The organism is Streptomyces enissocaesilis, assembly GCF_039533765.1.
In the GTDB taxonomy this organism is placed as follows: domain Bacteria; phylum Actinomycetota; class Actinomycetes; order Streptomycetales; family Streptomycetaceae; genus Streptomyces; species Streptomyces enissocaesilis.
Window position 1 is genome coordinate 1 of the sequence record NZ_BAAAUD010000005.1, and the last position, 14945, is coordinate 14945.

Genomic DNA, 14945 nt, shown 5'->3' on the forward strand with positions numbered 1-14945 from the left:
CCCTTTACCGATAAATCCGCAGGTCAGGGCCTTGATCGAATGCTGCCGAGCCCCCTCCGAACCTCGGCATAGACAGAGGTGTCTTGATTGGATATTGGGGTTCCCCGTGCCCGTGCCTCCGCTGATCAGGAACGAGAGCCGGGCCTCGACGAGCGCCCGCAGCATCCGGTCACCGCCGGGCGGCACCGTCCCCGCTTCGACCAGCTCCGCCGGTGAGAACGCCTTGGGGCGCACCACCCTCAGCGACAGGCACGTGGATCCGACCGCCACCGGCGGCAGTACCGCGTGCATCCGCGTCCCGTCGGGCAGCCTGGCGTCCACCCACGGCCTCGCGTCGTCGAGCCGGCGTCCCGCCACCGCCGCGAGCCGCTGCGCGAGCCTGCGGACCGCCGCCGCGTCGGTGAAGGAGACACCGGTGAGTTCGAGCCCGCATCCCCGGTCCACCCACACCCGGTCGGGCGCGGACACCAGCACGTCCGTCACCGAGGGATCGGCGAGCAGCGGCTCCAGCGTCCCCGTCCCCACCAGTTCGCACCGCAACTCCTCGGCCGCTCCCAGCACCTCCGCGTCGCCCAGCAGCCGCCCCTGGGCCCGCAGCGCGGCCGCCACCCGGGCCGGCGTCGGTTCGGCCCCGCTCTCCGCGAGCCGCTGCCTCACGGCGTCCAGCAGTCCCGCGCTCATGAGACACCGCCCCCGGCGAGCGCCTGCTCCCAGAACGCCGTGCAGAAGCGGGCCAGCGGTCCGCGCACGCTGCCGCCCGGCGGCGTTCCGTACGCCTGCGCCTCCAGCAGTCCCGGCTCCACCGGCAGCTCACCGGCCAGCGGAAGCCCCAGCAGCCTCGCCACCGACTCCTCGTCCAGTCCCACGGCGTACGGTCCGCGTACGACCGCGCGCAGGTCCCTCAGCACCATGCCCGCCGTCGACGCCACCCGGCTCGCCGCCGCGACGGCCCGCAACTCCGCCGGCACCACCAGCAGGCCGAGATCCAGCTGGGCCAGTGCCTCCGCCACGGCCTCGTCGACCCGGCGCGGCAGGTCCACGACCACCACCCCGCCACGCCGTCGCGCGGCGGCCAGCACCGCGCGCATCGCTTCCGGCGGAATCACCACACGGTCGCCCCGGTCCCAGCTCAGCACACGCAGCGCGTGCAGCTCCGGCAGCGATTCCTCGAGCGCGCCACTGCCGACCCGCCCCCTGGACTCGGCGAAATCCGGCCACCGCATGCCTTCGGCGGCCTCCCCGCCGAGCAGTACGTCGAGCCCGCCGCCCAGTGGGTCGCCGTCGATGAGCATCGTGCGCCGGCCCGTCCGGGCGGCGGCCACCGCCAGCGCGCAGGCCAGAGTCGAAGCCCCTGCCCCGCCCCGTCCGCCGAGCACCCCCACGGTCAGGGCCTGGCGCCCCACGCCCTCCGCCACATCGGCGATGCGCTCGACGAGCCAGCTCTCGGCGTCGGGCAGGCGCAGCACATGGTCGGCACCGATCTCCACCGCCCGCCGCCACACGCCGGGGTCGTCCTGGTCCTTGCCCACGAGCAGCACACCGGGTCTGCGCGCGCCGCCGCGTCCGAGCACCGCCCCGCGCACCCGGCCGGCGGCGTCGTCGCCCACCAGGATCAGCGGCGCGCTCTCCCAGGTACCCCTGTGCTCGGGCACCGCGTGGTGGACTTCCGGTTCGACGCCGGCCGCGGCACACAGCCGCAGCAGATCGTCGAGCAGGTCGACGTCCTCGGTGACGATCAGCGGTCCGCCCTGCCGCGCTCCGGCGGCCGGCGGTCGGTCGGGTGTGATGGATCCGGCCACGATCTCCGCCCCCTCTCACTGCGATTCCTTCGGTCCGCGAACTTCGTGGACGGAATCACCGTGCGGGGATCTGGGAAATCGTGTGGATCTTGCTAAAAAACTGGGGACAACCCGTTGGTTGTGAATATCCCGCTCACCTATACCAGTGACTTCCGGAGAGCGGCGGAACCACTACCCAGCGTCACGAGTCTCATGAGCGGGAGGCAGACGCCAAGGCAGTCCGGAGGGAGGGAGATGATCGGAACCGGAGGGCGAAAACGCGTCCGGACATGCGACGACCCCCGTCGGGGGGGAGAACGGGGGTCGTCTCCACGGCCGACTCGGGGGGGAGGAGTCGGACCGGGGTAGCACGGTCGCGAACGATCCGTGACTTCCATGGTATACCCGAGAGCCTTCTCAGGCAAACCCACACGCCACAGCGTACGCCGAATGGCGGGCGCCTATGCTCGCCTCGTGGAAAACCACTCCCTGCCCCGAACAGCCGCCTTCTTCGACCTCGACAAGACCGTCATTGCGAAGTCGAGCACGCTGACCTTCAGCAAGTCCTTCTATCAAGGCGGACTGATCAGCCGCGGGGCTGCTCTCCGCACCGCCTACACCCAGTTCGTCTTCCTCGCCGGCGGCGCGGACCACGACCAGATGGAGCGCATGCGCAACTATCTCTCCGCGCTCTGCAAGGGCTGGAACGTCCAGCAGGTCAAGGCGATCGTCGCCGAGACCCTGCACGACCTGATCGACCCGATCATCTACGACGAGGCGGCCTCCCTCATCGAGGAGCACCACACCGCCGGCCGCGACGTCGTGATCGTCTCCACCTCCGGCGCCGAGGTGGTCGAACCGATCGGTGAGCTCCTGGGGGCCGACCGGGTCGTGGCGACCCGGATGGTCGTCGGTGACGACGGCTGCTTCACGGGCGAGGTGGAGTACTACGCGTACGGCCCCACCAAGGCCGAGGCGGTCAAGGAGCTCGCCGCGTCCGAGGGGTACGACCTGGCGCGCTGTTTCGCGTACAGCGATTCGGCGACCGACATCCCGATGCTCGAGTCCGTCGGCCATCCCTACGCGGTCAATCCGGACCGGGCGCTGCGCCGTGAGGCACTCGCCCGCGAATGGCCGGTTCTCGTCTTCAACCGGCCCGTCCGCCTCAAGCAGCGGCTGCCCGCCTTCTCCATGCCGCCCCGCCCCGCGCTCGTCGCCGCGGCAGCGGTAGGAGCGGCCGCCGCCACCGCGGGCCTGGTCTGGTACGTCAGCCGCAGACCCGGTCAGCGGGCCCGCCGACCGCGACATGACCAACCATACGAAAACTTTGCCCAGATTTAGACCAAAAAGTAAAGAAGCGCGCCCAGGGCTTTCCCTTCGCGGGCTCCAGGAGTACAAAGGACTCAACGGCCCGCGAGACCAAGGACATCCGAGAGGATGACCTTTGAAGCACGAAGGCCCCACGGACCGAGCATGGAAGTTGAGCACCCACGCGACGTCGACCCGTCGATTACGGGCCAGCCGCACCAGGTGGCGGGCAAAGTTCCCGGCCTGATGGGCAAAATTCGAGGACGCTTGGTAACTCGGCGGACATGCCAGCGGCGGTACCGCTCAGCGGTACCGCCGCAACCCTTTGCCCGCCCGCTCTCCCGCCCGTCCGCCCGGGCGAGTTCGGCGGGCGAGTTCAGGCAGCTCCGCGCTGGAGCGCCTCGCACACGGCCGTCGACTCCCTGACGCCCAGCCCCACCGCGCGCCCGCAGTGCGCGATCCACGCCGCCATGCCCTCCGGCGTCCCCGACGCATAGCCGTCCAGCGCCGCCACGTACGCCGCGCGCCCCAACTCCCCGTGCCCGACCTCCGCCGGGCAGACCGACTTCGGGTCGAGGCCGCTGCCGATCAGGACGATCCGCTCGGCGGTGCGCGCCACCAGGCCGTTGTGCGAGCCGAACGGGCGCAGCGCCAGCAGTTCGCCGTGCACCACGGCCGCCGTCACCAGCGCCGGCGCGGAACCGCCCGCGATGACGAGTTCCGAAAGCCCCTCGAGCCGGCCCGCCACCTCGTCGGCGCCCGGCAGCGGAAGTTCGACCAGAGGCTCGTCCACCGGCTCGCCCGCGAGCCGCGGCCGCCCCACCAGCTCGTCCGACACGCCCGCACCGCCCGCCGCCACCAGATGCAGCCGGGCCAGCACCCGCAGCGGCGACTGACGCCAGATGGACAGCAGCTGTCCGGCCTCCGCGGTCAGCCGCAGCGCCGCGCCGACCGTCCGCGACTCCTCGTCGACGCTGAAGTCGGTACGCCGACGCACCTCTTCCAGCGCCCAGTCCGCGCCCGAGAGCGCCGCCGAGCCACGCGCCCCGCGCAGCGCCGCCTCCGCGGTGATCTCGTTGCTGCGGCGCCGCATGACGCGGTGTCCGTAGACCCGGTCGACGGCCTTGCGCACGGAGTCCACGACCTCGGGCACACCGGGCAGCGCGCCGAGCGCCGCGAGGGGATCAGCGTTCGTACTCATAAGTAAGGAGCCTACGCATCCCTGGCACCCGCCCCACCTTGGAGTGGTCTTCTTCACTCGGGAGGCACACGGCACGCAATCGTGCGATTACCCTTGGTGAACATGAAGATCGCTTTCGTGGGGAAGGGCGGCAGCGGCAAGACGACGCTGTCCTCGCTCTTCATCCGCCACCTCACCGCCAACGAGGCCCCGGTCATCGCCGTGGACGCCGACATCAACCAGCACCTGGGCACCGCGCTCGGCCTCGACGAGACGGAAGCCGCCGCGCTGCCCGCGATGGGCGCGCACCTCCCCCTCATCAAGGAGTACCTGCGCGGCACCAACCCCCGTATCGCCTCCGCCGAGAAGATGATCAAGACGACGCCACCGGGTGAGGGGTCCCGCCTCCTGCGGGTGAGCGAGGACAACCCGGTGTACGACGTGTGCGCCCGTACCGTGCGGCTCGACGACGGCGAGATCCGGCTCATGGCCACCGGCCCCTTCACCGAGTCCGATCTGGGCGTCGCCTGCTACCACTCCAAGGTCGGCGCGGTCGAGCTGTGCCTCAACCACCTCGTCGACGGTTCGGACGAGTACGTCGTCGTCGACATGACGGCCGGGTCCGACTCCTTCGCCTCCGGCCTGTTCACCCGCTTCGACATGACCTTCCTGGTGGCCGAACCGACCCGCAAGGGGGTCTCCGTCTACCGCCAGTACAAGGAGTACGCCCGGGACTACGGCGTGTCCCTCAAGGTCGTCGGCAACAAGGTGCAGGGCCAGGACGACATCGACTTCCTGCGCGAGCAGGTGGGCGACGACCTCCTGGTGACCGTCCGCGCGTCCGACTGGGTCCGCACGATGGAGAAGGGCCGCCCCTCCCGCTTCGAGCTGCTGGAGGCGGACAACCGCCTCGCCCTCCAGACCCTGCAGAACGCCGCGGAGGACTCGTACGCGCACCGCGACTGGGAGCGCTACACGCGCCAGATGGTGCACTTCCACCTGAAGAACGCGGAGAGCTGGGGCAACGCGAAGACGGGCGTCGACCTGGCTGCCCAGGTCGACCCCGCCTTCGTACTCGACGAGCGTCTCGCGGAGGCCGGTGCCGCTCAGCCGGCGTGACCGGGGAGGTCGCCCCGGCGCTCGGGCGGGCGGCCGTCCGGGTGGGCGGTGCCCGGCCGGGCACCGCTCGGGGCGGCCGCGGCGGGCCGGGCGGCCAGGAATGACGCCCAGCCTCCCTTCGGGGCCTCGCCGACCCCCAGGGTGCGCATCTTCGCCAACACCTTCGGGTCCTGCGCGTCCAGCCAGTCGACGAGCTGCCTGAAGGAGACACAGCGCACGTCCCGCTGCACACAGACCGTCTTGATCGTCTCCTCGACGGCACGCATGTACGTGCCGCCGTTCCAGGACTCGAAGTGGTTGCCGATGATCAGCGGGGCACGGTTTCCGTTGTACGAGCGGTCGAAGGCATCCAACAGGCCGTCACGCATCTGGTTGCCCCAGAACTCGTGCTGGGACGGATCGCCCTTGACCGTTCCCGACTGGTTGACCATGAAGTTGTAGTCCATCGAGAGCGTTTCGAAGGCCCGTCCCGGCACCGGGACCAGCTGGAGCGGAATGTCCCACAGGCCCAGGGTCTTCTTCGGCCACACCTGCTTGCCGACACCGCTCGAGTCGTAGCGGAAGCCCAGCTCCTTTCCGGCCCGCATCATGTTCTTCTGCCCTTCCAGGCAGGGCGTGCGGGCGCCGATGAGCTCCTTGTCGTAGTCGAAGGGCAGCGGCTTCGCCTCCTTCAGGCCCGAGTTGGTCTTCCAGCGCTTCACGAACGCCTTGGCCTGCGCGATCTCGCTCTTCCACTCCTCCTCGGACCAGGTCCCGACGCCGCCGTCCTTGCCGCAGAAGTGGCCGTTGAAGTGCGTGCCGATCTCGTTTCCGTCCAGCCACGCGCCGCGCAGCTGGTCCACGGTGTCGCTGATCCCCGCGACGTCGTTGAAGCCGATGTCGGAACGGCCCGGTGAGTGCTGAGGCGGGTCGTAGAAGTGCCGCTTGTCCTCCGGCAGCAGGTACACACCGCTGAGGAAGTACGTCATCGTCGCGTCGTACTTCTTGCCGACCTCGCGGAAGTGGGAGAAGAGCCGCTGGCTGTCCTCACCCGCCCCGTCCCAGGAGAACACCACGAACTGTGGCGGCTTCCGACCCGGCTTCAGCCGCTCGGGCCCGGGCAGATGCGGCTGCCTGCCCGTGTACGCCGTGGAGCCGTCGCCGATCAGGCGTACCGCGTTCTCGGGCGCCGCGGCGGGGGAGCCCTTCCTCTCCCCATGGGCGCCTCCCCCGGCTCCGGCGGCCTCGGGGGGTTCCGGGCCGACGGGTCCGGAACAGGCGGCGAGCACGCCCGCCATGGTCATCGCGGCGACGCCGAAGGCGATCCTCTTCGTGGCGGCCATCATCCGCCCACCCTCTTCCCTCAGGTTCCCTGCGTTGAAGTGCCGACACTGCGCGGCAAACCTCGCACGCCCCACCGAGGAGAAAAGTATGACAAGCCGCTTAAATTCTTTATTCACTAAAACAGGTTAAATATAGGGCCATTTGCTCCTAATGAGCCCCTTGGTTCTTTACTCTGCATTACCATTCATTTACTGAGAGTTGAAAGTCCCGCTGCTGCACGCCGTGACCCACGGCCGCGTCCCCCATTCCGCGACCGCGCTGCCCCGGAGGAGACGGGAACCATGTCCGCTTGCGTCCCCACCCGCACCGACCACTCTTCGCGCACCCCGCGCCCATCCCGATTCCGCCGTCCCCACAGCCCCCCGCCCGGGGACGGCGGCAACCGCCCCCGCCGATTCCGTATCGCGGGAGCCGACTTCTCGGCCTCCATCTGTGTCTTCCTGATCGCGCTGCCGCTCTCCCTGGGAATCGCCCTGGCCACCGGCGCCCCGCTCCAGGCCGGCCTCGTCGCCGCCGCCGTCGGCGGCATCGTCGCCGGCCGGCTGGGCGGAGCGCCGCTCCAGGTCAGCGGACCGGCCGCCGGACTCACGGTGGTTACGGCCGAGCTGATCCTGCAGTACGGCTGGCGCACCACCTGCGCCATCACCGTCCTCGCCGGCGCCGCCCAACTGGCGCTGTCATGCGTGCGCGTGGCCCGTTCCGCGCTCGCCGTCAGCCCGGCGATCGTGCACGGCATGCTGGCCGGCATCGGCGCCACCATCGCCCTGTCCCAGCTCCACATCGTCCTCGGCGGCACACCGCAGAGCTCCGCCGTCGACAACGCGCTCGGCCTGCCTGCCCAGTTGGCCGATCTCCATGGCCCGGCCATCCTGGTGAGCGCCCTCACCGTCGCCGTGCTCCTCTTCTGGCCGCACATTCCGGGGCGTGCGGGCCGGATCGCCCGCACGGTCCCGGCAGCCCTCGTCGCGGTGGCGTCCGCCGCCGCGCTCGCGGCACTGACCGGGATGAAAGTGCCGCGCGTCGACCTGCCGTCCTGGAGCAGCCATGCGCTGCCCGGGCTCCCGGAAGGGCCGGTGCTCGGGATCGCCGCGGCCGTGCTCACGGTCACGCTGGTCACGAGCGTGCAGTCACTGCTCTCGGCCGTAGCCGTCGACAAGCTGGTGTCCGCGCGCAAGGAGCCGCGCACCGAGGGGATGCGCTCGGACCTCGATCGCGAACTGGCCGGACAGGGAGCCGCGAACATCGTGTCCGGGGCGCTCGGCGGGCTGCCGGTCGCCGGTGTCGCCGTACGGAGCGTCGCCAATGTGTCGGCGGGCGCGGTCAGCCGGCACTCCACCATGCTGCACGGTCTGTGGATCGTGCTGGCCGCGCTCTTCCTCGTCCCGGTGCTCGACCTGATCCCGCTGCCCGCGCTCGCCGCACTGGTGATGGTCATCGGTTTCCAGATGGTGAACATCACGCACATCCGCAGCGCCTCCCGCCACCGGGAGATGCTGGTGTACGTGGTGACGGTCACCGGGGTCGTTCTCATCGGCGTACTGGAAGGTGTGGCGATGGGGATCGCGGTCGCGGTCGCGGTCGCACTGCACCGGCTGGCCAAGACCCACGTCACCACGGAGGCCACGGCGGAAGGCGTCCACCACATCAGAGTGCGGGGCCAGTTGACCTTCCTCGCGGTGCCCCGGCTGAGCCGTGCGCTGAACCAGGTGCCCCCGGGGGACGGCGTGGTCGTCGAACTGGAAGGGTCCTTCATGGACCACGCGGCGTACGAAACGCTCCAGCACTGGCGGGACTCGCATGCCGCACAGGGGGGCCGGGTCGAAATCACCGGGCGTTCGGGCCACCGATTCGCCGAGCCGGCCCCCGGCACCGGCTCCGCCGGCCTCCCCCACTCCACCGAACCCACACACCCCGCCCGTTCCAGCCGTTCCGCCCACACCTGCTGCCGGCCGTGGACCCCCTGGCGCAACCACCACTGCGCCGACCACGCCGCCGCGCCGCCCCTCACGCCGGGTCGGGCGAGCGCCGGCGTCGGCGCCGGCCAACTGGCCACCGGGGTCAGCGCCTTCCAGCGGAACACGGCGCCGCTGGTGCGCGAGGAGCTGGCCCGGCTCGCCCGCGAGGGGCAGACGCCCTCCCAGCTCTTCATCACCTGCGCGGACTCCCGGCTGGTCACCAGCATGATCACGTCCAGCGGCCCCGGCGACCTCTTCACCGTGCGGAATGTGGGCAACCTGGTTCCGCCGCCCGGTGTGGAGAGCGCGGACGACTCGGTCGCGGCGGCCATCGAGTACGCCGTGGACGTACTGGAGGTGCAGTCCATCACCGTCTGCGGACACTCCGGTTGCGGTGCGATGCAGGCTCTGCTCACTGCACCGCAGGAGGGGGCCCAGACCCCGTTGCGGCGCTGGCTGCGGCACGGCGCGCCCAGCCTGGAGCGGATGAGGGACAAGCACCACTCCTGGGCGAGGATCTCGGGACGGATGCCGGCCGACGCGATCGAGCAGCTCTGCCTGACCAATGTGATCCAGCAGTTGGAGCATCTGCGCACCCACGATGCGGTACGCCGGCGGCTCGCCGAGGGCACGCTCGAACTGCACGGCATGTACTTCCATGTCGGCGAAGCCCAGGCATATCTGCTGAAGGGCGGTGTCCGGGCCGACGGGACCGGAGAGGTCTTCGACCGGGTCGGCCCCTCGGAGGCGGAGGACAGGACGGAAAACGGGGTGGAAGGCGGGGCGGAAGGCACGCTTGAGGAGTCGCGCGCCTGAACCGATCCGCCTCCGCGTCCGTGAGACCGTATGGCCCCTCCCCGCACCGCCCTGCGGGGAGGGGCCGCACGCCGCCACAAACACCGGCCGGATGCGGCCCGTCCCGGCTCACAGGTCTAAACCAATTTCCGGAGAGCCCTTGTCACCCGGGCACGAGACTGATGAGCTAGGGCACGGGACACATCGGACGCCCTGGGAATGGGAGATGTCGTGAGCAACGAAAGCCTGGCCAACCTCTTGAAGGAGGAGCGCCGTTTCGCGCCGCCCGCCGAACTGGCAGCGCACGCCAATGTCACGGCGGAGGCGTACGAACAGGCCAAGGCGGACCGGCTGGGCTTCTGGGCCGAGCAGGCCCGGCGGCTCACCTGGGCCACCGAGCCGACCGAGACACTCGACTGGTCGAACCCGCCCTTCGCGAAGTGGTTCGCCGACGGCCGGCTCAACGTCGCGTACAACTGCGTGGACCGCCACGTCGAGGCCGGCCACGGCGACCGCGTCGCCATCCACTTCGAGGGCGAGCCCGGCGACAGCCGCGCCATCACCTACGCCGAGCTCAAGGACGAGGTCTCGCGCGCCGCCAACGCCCTCACCGAGCTGGGCGTACGCAAGGGCGACCGGGTCGCCGTCTACCTGCCGATGATCCCCGAGGCCGCCGTGGCGATGCTGGCCTGCGCCCGTATCGGCGCCGCGCACTCGGTCGTCTTCGGCGGTTTCTCGGCCGACGCCATCGCCTCCCGCATCCAGGACGCTGACGCCAAGCTCGTCATCACCTCGGACGGCGGCTACCGGCGGGGCAAGCCCTCCGCCCTCAAGCCCGCCATCGACGAGGCCGTCGCCAAGTGCCCGCAGGTGGAGCACGTTCTGGTCGTACGCCGCACGGGCCAGGACACCGCGTGGGACGACAGCAAGGACGTCTGGTGGGACGAGGTCGTCGCCCGCCAGTCCGCCGAGCACACCCCCGAGGTCTTCGACGCGGAGCACCCGCTCTTCATCCTCTACACGTCCGGTACGACGGGTAAGCCGAAGGGCATCCTGCACACCTCCGGCGGCTACCTCACCCAGGCCGCCTACACCCACCACGCCGTCTTCGACCTCAAGCCGGAGACCGACGTCTACTGGTGCACGGCCGACATCGGCTGGGTGACCGGCCACTCGTACATCGTGTACGGGCCGCTGGCCAACGGCGCGACCCAGGTCATGTACGAGGGCACGCCCGACACCCCGCACCAGGGACGCTTCTGGGAGATCGTGCAGAAGTACGGCGTCACGATCCTCTACACGGCGCCGACCGCGATCCGCACGTTCATGAAGTGGGGGGACGACATCCCCGCCAAGTTCGACCTGTCCTCGCTGCGCGTCCTCGGCTCGGTCGGTGAGCCGATCAACCCCGAGGCCTGGATGTGGTACCGCAAGCACATCGGCGCCGACACGTGCCCGGTCGTGGACACCTGGTGGCAGACCGAGACCGGCGCGATGATGATCTCGCCGCTGCCCGGCGTCACCGCGACCAAGCCCGGATCCGCCCAGCGCGCGCTGCCCGGCATCAGCGCGACCGTCGTCGACGACGAGGCGAACGAGGTGCCCGACGGGGGCGGCGGCTACCTGGTCCTGACCGAGCCGTGGCCGTCCATGCTCCGTACGATCTGGGGCGACGACCAGCGCTTCATCGACACCTACTGGTCCCGCTTCCCGGGCAAGTACTTCGCGGGCGACGGCGCCAAGAAGGACGACGACGGCGACATCTGGCTGCTCGGCCGGGTCGACGACGTGATGCTGGTCTCCGGCCATAACATCTCGACCACCGAGGTCGAGTCGGCGCTCGTCTCGCACCCGTCCGTCGCCGAGGCGGCCGTCGTCGGCGCGACCGACGAGACGACCGGCCAGGCCATCGTCGCCTTCGTGATCCTGCGCGGTACGGCGTCCGAGACGGACACCCTCGTCGCCGAGCTGCGCAACCACGTCGGCGCCACCCTCGGCCCGATCGCCAAGCCCAAGCGGATCCTCCCGGTGGCCGAGCTGCCCAAGACCCGCTCCGGCAAGATCATGCGGCGACTGCTGCGGGACGTCGCCGAGAACCGGCAGCTGGGCGACGTCAGCACGCTCACCGACTCCTCGGTGATGGACCTGATCCAGACCAAGCTGCCGAGCGCCTCCAGCGAGGACTGAGAACGAGCGCCGGCGGGCCGGGGCCGGCCCCGGCCCGCCGGCCCGACCGTCCGGGGCCGCCTCGGCCCGCCGGCCTCTCGGTCCCGGCCGCGTTGGTACGCCCCAGAACGGGCACCCGGCTCCCCGCGCCGGGTGCCCGTTCTGCTCGTAAAGTGATGATCACCGGATTCCGCCCTTGCACACCCCCGGTAGAGTGGGTGCCCGCGTCAGGAACGCGTCGATACTCCACAGGTGTGCCGGGAAGTCTGGTCGGCAATGTGCTCCATGCTGCCCACCGACCGGAGGTTTTCACTCGTGGCCGCGCCTACCTCAACCACCCCGCCCAACCCGTCCGGCCCCCGCAAGTTCCTCGGACGGCTCTCGCTTCCCGAACGTACGTTCGTGGCGGATGCCCTGCGCACCGAGACCGTCGGCGGCGTACTGCTCCTCATCGCCGCGATAACCGCGCTGATATGGGCGAACACCGGGCTCAGTGACAGCTACGCGTCCATACGCAACTTCCACCTGGGGCCCGCCTCGCTCGGCCTCGACCTCTCCGTCCAGCACTGGGCGGCCGACGGCCTGCTCGCCGTCTTCTTCTTCGTCGCGGGCATCGAGCTCAAGCGCGAGCTGGTCGCCGGCGAACTGCGCGATCCCAAGGCCGCCGCACTGCCCGTCGTAGCCGCCCTCAGCGGCATGGCGATGCCGGCCCTGGTGTACGTCCTGGTCAACGTCCTCGGGGGCGGGTCCCTGGGCGGCTGGGCCGTCCCGACCGCCACCGACATCGCCTTCGCGCTCGCCGTCCTCGCGGTGATCGGCACCTCGCTGCCGTCCGCACTGCGCGCCTTCCTGCTCACCCTGGCCGTCGTCGACGACCTGTTCGCGATCCTGATCATCGCGGTCTTCTTCACCAGCGACCTCGACTTCCTCGCCCTCGGCGGCGCGGCCGTGGGTCTCGTCGTCTTCTGGCTGCTGCTGCGGGGGCGCGTGCGCGGCTGGTACATCTACGTACCGCTCGCCCTGGTGATCTGGGGCCTGATGTACAACAGCGGCGTACACGCCACCATCGCCGGTGTGGCGATGGGCCTGATGCTGCGCTGCACCCGGGACGAGAACGGCGACGCGCACTCTCCCGGTGAGCGCATCGAGCACCTCGTACGTCCCCTTTCGGCGGGAATCGCCGTGCCGCTGTTCGCCCTCTTCTCCGCCGGTGTCACCATCTCCGGCGAGGCGGTCGGCAACGTGTTCACCCGGCCCGAGACCCTCGGTGTCGTCCTCGGCCTGGTGGTCGGCAAGGCCGTCGGCATCTTCGGCGGCACCTGGCTGGCGGCCCGCTTCACCAAGGCCGAACTCAATGACGACCTGGCCTGGCCGGACGTCTTCGCCGTCGCCTCGCTGGCCGGCATCGGCTTCACCGTCTCGCTGCTCATCGGCGAACTCGCCTTCACCGGGAACGCCGCGCTGACCGACGAGGTCAAGGCCTCCGTGCTCATCGGGTCGCTGATCGCCGCCGTGATCTCCGGGATCCTGCTCAAGCTCCGGGTGCGCAAGTACCGCTCGATGGTCGAGGACGAGGAGCGCGACGACGACCACGACGGCATCCCGGACGTCTACGAGCTCGACCAGCCCGAGTACCACCTGCGGATGGCCGCGATCTACGAGGAGAAGGCCGCGGCCCACCGCAAGCTCGCGGAACTCGCGGGGGCATCCGGCGGCAAGGGCGACGGTCCGGCATGATCTGACATCAGATCCATCGAAACAGCAGACGTAGAAGAGGGAGAGAGCGATGAGTGACCCCGCCCGCACCGCTGACAGCGTCCGCACCGCTGCCACCGTCCGCACTGCCGGTACCGTCGGCACCGTTGACACCGTCGACCGCAGTCTCGGCCAGTTGGTCGCCTCGGCGACCGCCGAGATGTCCGCGCTCGTGCACGACGAGATCGCGCTGGCCAAGGCCGAGCTGCGGCAGGACGTCAAGCGCGTCGGCATCGGCGGCAGCGCCATCGGCGTCGCGGGGGTGTTCGCGCTCTTCTCCCTGCCGGTGCTGAGCTTCGCCGCGGCGTACGGCATCCACAACCTGGGGCTGGGTCTCGCCTGGTCCTTCCTGATCGTCGGCGGAGCGTTTCTGCTGCTGGCGGGCCTGCTGGCGCTGATCGCCGTGTCGAAGTTCAAGAAGGTCAAGCCGCCGGAGAAGAGCATCGCCTCGGCCAAGCAGACGGCGGCCGTGCTCCAGGGTGCCAAGCCTCATCCCCGCCAGGTCGGTGACAAGGCAGTGGCTGTGGCACGCTCGTCCACATGACGGCCCCTGATTCCGACTCCGGCGCTCCCGCGCCCGCACTCGCGTCCGTGCCCACCCCGACACCCGCTTCAGCCGTACGCCCCGACGGCCCGTGGACCCACCGCGAGGTCGCGGCGAACGGCGCGCGCTTCCACATCGCGGAAGTCGGGGACGGGCCGCTCGTACTGCTGCTGCACGGTTTCCCGCAGTTCTGGTGGACATGGCGGCACCAGATGACGGCGCTCGCCGACGCCGGGTTCCGGGCCGTCGCGATGGACCTGCGGGGCGTGGGCGGCAGCGACCGTACGCCGCGGGGTTACGACCCGGCGAACCTCGCGCTCGACATCACCGGCGTGGTGCGTTCGCTCGGCGAGCCGGACGCGGCGCTCGTCGGGCACGACCTCGGCGGGTACCTGGCGTGGACGGCGGCCGTGATGCGGCCCAAGCTGGTGCGCCGGCTCGTGGTCTCCTCGATGCCGCATCCGCGGCGCTGGCGCTCGGCGATGCTCTCCGACCTGTCCCAGACACGGGCCGGGTCGTACGTCTGGGGATTCCAGCGCCCGTGGCTGCCCGAGCGTCAGCTGGTCGCGGACGACGCGGCGTTGGTGGGGCGGCTGATCCGTGACTGGTCGGGGCCGCGACTGCCGGACGACAAGGACATCGACGTGTACCGGCGGGCCATGTCGATCCCGTCGACGGCGCATTGCTCGGTCGAGCCGTACCGGTGGATGGTGCGGTCCATGGCACGGCCGGACGGCATCCAGTTCAACCGGCGCATGAAGCGGCCGGTGCAGGTGCCGACGCTGCATCTGCACGGCTCGCTGGACCCGGTGATGCGCACGCGCAGCGCGGCGGGTTCCGGCGAGTACGTCGAAGCCCCGTACCGATGGCGGTTGTTCGACGGGCTCGGGCACTTTCCGCACGAGGAGGACCCGGCGGCCTTCTCGACCGAGCTGGTCAACTGGCTGAAGGATCCCGAGCCGGACCGCTGACTCACCACCGAGCCACCGGAACGCTTGTCCTACCAACGGCCAATTGCCCGG

11 protein-coding genes are annotated in these 14945 nt (G+C 70.4%); 7 read left to right on the forward strand and 4 right to left on the reverse strand.

The annotated features are described in order from the left end of the window. Positions 1-681 (reverse strand): ATPase, T2SS/T4P/T4SS family (locus ABD374_RS00830; RefSeq protein ID WP_344488955.1); only part of this gene is annotated, 681 nt, incomplete at its 3' end. Then, the gene (gene ssd, locus ABD374_RS00835; protein WP_344488958.1) at positions 678-1799 is read right to left on the reverse strand and encodes a septum site-determining protein Ssd; all 1122 of its coding nucleotides are present in this window, start codon (positions 1797-1799) and stop codon (positions 678-680) included. The genes ssd and ABD374_RS00830, both read right to left, overlap by 4 nt. Before the next feature lie 429 nt (positions 1800-2228). Between ssd and ABD374_RS00840 the strand changes: the two genes are divergently transcribed. Beyond that, positions 2229-3119 (forward strand): HAD family hydrolase, encoded by an 891-nt coding sequence (locus tag ABD374_RS00840; RefSeq protein WP_344488961.1) that lies wholly within the window; start codon positions 2229-2231, stop codon positions 3117-3119. A gap of 343 nt (positions 3120-3462) precedes the next feature. Here ABD374_RS00840 and ABD374_RS00845 read toward each other — a convergent pair whose 3' ends face one another. Further along, a complete protein-coding gene (locus tag ABD374_RS00845; protein WP_344488964.1) occupies positions 3463-4287 on the reverse strand; it encodes a Fic family protein in 825 nt (274 codons plus the stop codon). Positions 4288-4389: 102 nt separating this feature from the next. Here ABD374_RS00845 and ABD374_RS00850 point away from each other — a divergent pair, with 102 nt between their 5' ends. Beyond that, a complete protein-coding gene (locus ABD374_RS00850; RefSeq protein WP_344488967.1) occupies positions 4390-5385 on the forward strand; it encodes an ATP-binding protein in 996 nt (331 codons plus the stop codon). On the opposite strand, the gene ABD374_RS00855 is transcribed toward ABD374_RS00850, so the two are convergent. Continuing rightward, the gene (locus tag ABD374_RS00855; RefSeq protein ID WP_344488970.1) at positions 5373-6710 is read right to left on the reverse strand and encodes a polysaccharide deacetylase family protein; all 1338 of its coding nucleotides are present in this window, start codon (positions 6708-6710) and stop codon (positions 5373-5375) included. The two genes, ABD374_RS00850 and ABD374_RS00855, sit on opposite strands and share 13 nt — an antisense overlap. Positions 6711-6989: 279 nt before the next feature. Here ABD374_RS00855 and ABD374_RS00860 point away from each other — a divergent pair, with 279 nt between their 5' ends. The 5 genes from ABD374_RS00860 (at position 6990) to ABD374_RS00880 (ending at position 14894) form a co-directional block, all read left to right on the forward strand. Next, positions 6990-9479 carry a bifunctional SulP family inorganic anion transporter/carbonic anhydrase gene (locus ABD374_RS00860; RefSeq protein ID WP_344488973.1) on the forward strand — a complete coding sequence of 830 codons (2490 nt, stop codon included), beginning with the start codon at positions 6990-6992 and terminating at the stop codon, positions 9477-9479. 198 nt (positions 9480-9677) lie between these two features. Next, a complete protein-coding gene (gene acs / locus ABD374_RS00865; RefSeq protein WP_344488976.1) occupies positions 9678-11645 on the forward strand; it encodes an acetate--CoA ligase in 1968 nt (655 codons plus the stop codon). A gap of 294 nt (positions 11646-11939) precedes the next feature. Further along, positions 11940-13361: a Na+/H+ antiporter NhaA gene (nhaA, locus tag ABD374_RS00870; RefSeq protein ID WP_425577088.1), complete on the forward strand. Its 1422-nt coding sequence runs from the start codon at positions 11940-11942 to the stop codon at positions 13359-13361. Between the two features lie 49 nt (positions 13362-13410). Further along, entirely contained in the window at positions 13411-13923 is a 513-nt protein-coding gene (locus ABD374_RS00875) for a phage holin family protein (RefSeq protein ID WP_344488979.1), read from the forward strand. After that, a complete protein-coding gene (locus ABD374_RS00880; protein ID WP_344488982.1) occupies positions 13920-14894 on the forward strand; it encodes an alpha/beta fold hydrolase in 975 nt (324 codons plus the stop codon). The genes ABD374_RS00875 and ABD374_RS00880 overlap by 4 nt, the downstream gene beginning before the upstream one ends. Positions 14895-14945 lie beyond the last annotated feature (51 nt).

Bases quoted from the DNA above. Each gene is read 5' to 3' on its own strand.
- ABD374_RS00875 (WP_344488979.1), top strand. From the start codon at position 13,411: ATGAGTGACCCCGCCCGCACCGCTGACAGCGTCCGCACCGCTGCCACC.
- ABD374_RS00845 (WP_344488964.1), bottom strand. From the start codon at position 4,287: ATGAGTACGAACGCTGATCCCCTCGCGGCGCTCGGCGCGCTGCCCGGT.
- ABD374_RS00880 (WP_344488982.1), top strand. From the start codon at position 13,920: ATGACGGCCCCTGATTCCGACTCCGGCGCTCCCGCGCCCGCACTCGCG.
- acs (WP_344488976.1), top strand. From the start codon at position 9,678: ATGGGAGATGTCGTGAGCAACGAAAGCCTGGCCAACCTCTTGAAGGAG.
- ABD374_RS00860 (WP_344488973.1), top strand. From the start codon at position 6,990: ATGTCCGCTTGCGTCCCCACCCGCACCGACCACTCTTCGCGCACCCCG.
- ABD374_RS00840 (WP_344488961.1), top strand. From the start codon at position 2,229: ATGGCGGGCGCCTATGCTCGCCTCGTGGAAAACCACTCCCTGCCCCGA.
- ABD374_RS00850 (WP_344488967.1), top strand. From the start codon at position 4,390: ATGAAGATCGCTTTCGTGGGGAAGGGCGGCAGCGGCAAGACGACGCTG.
- ABD374_RS00855 (WP_344488970.1), bottom strand. From the start codon at position 6,710: ATGATGGCCGCCACGAAGAGGATCGCCTTCGGCGTCGCCGCGATGACC.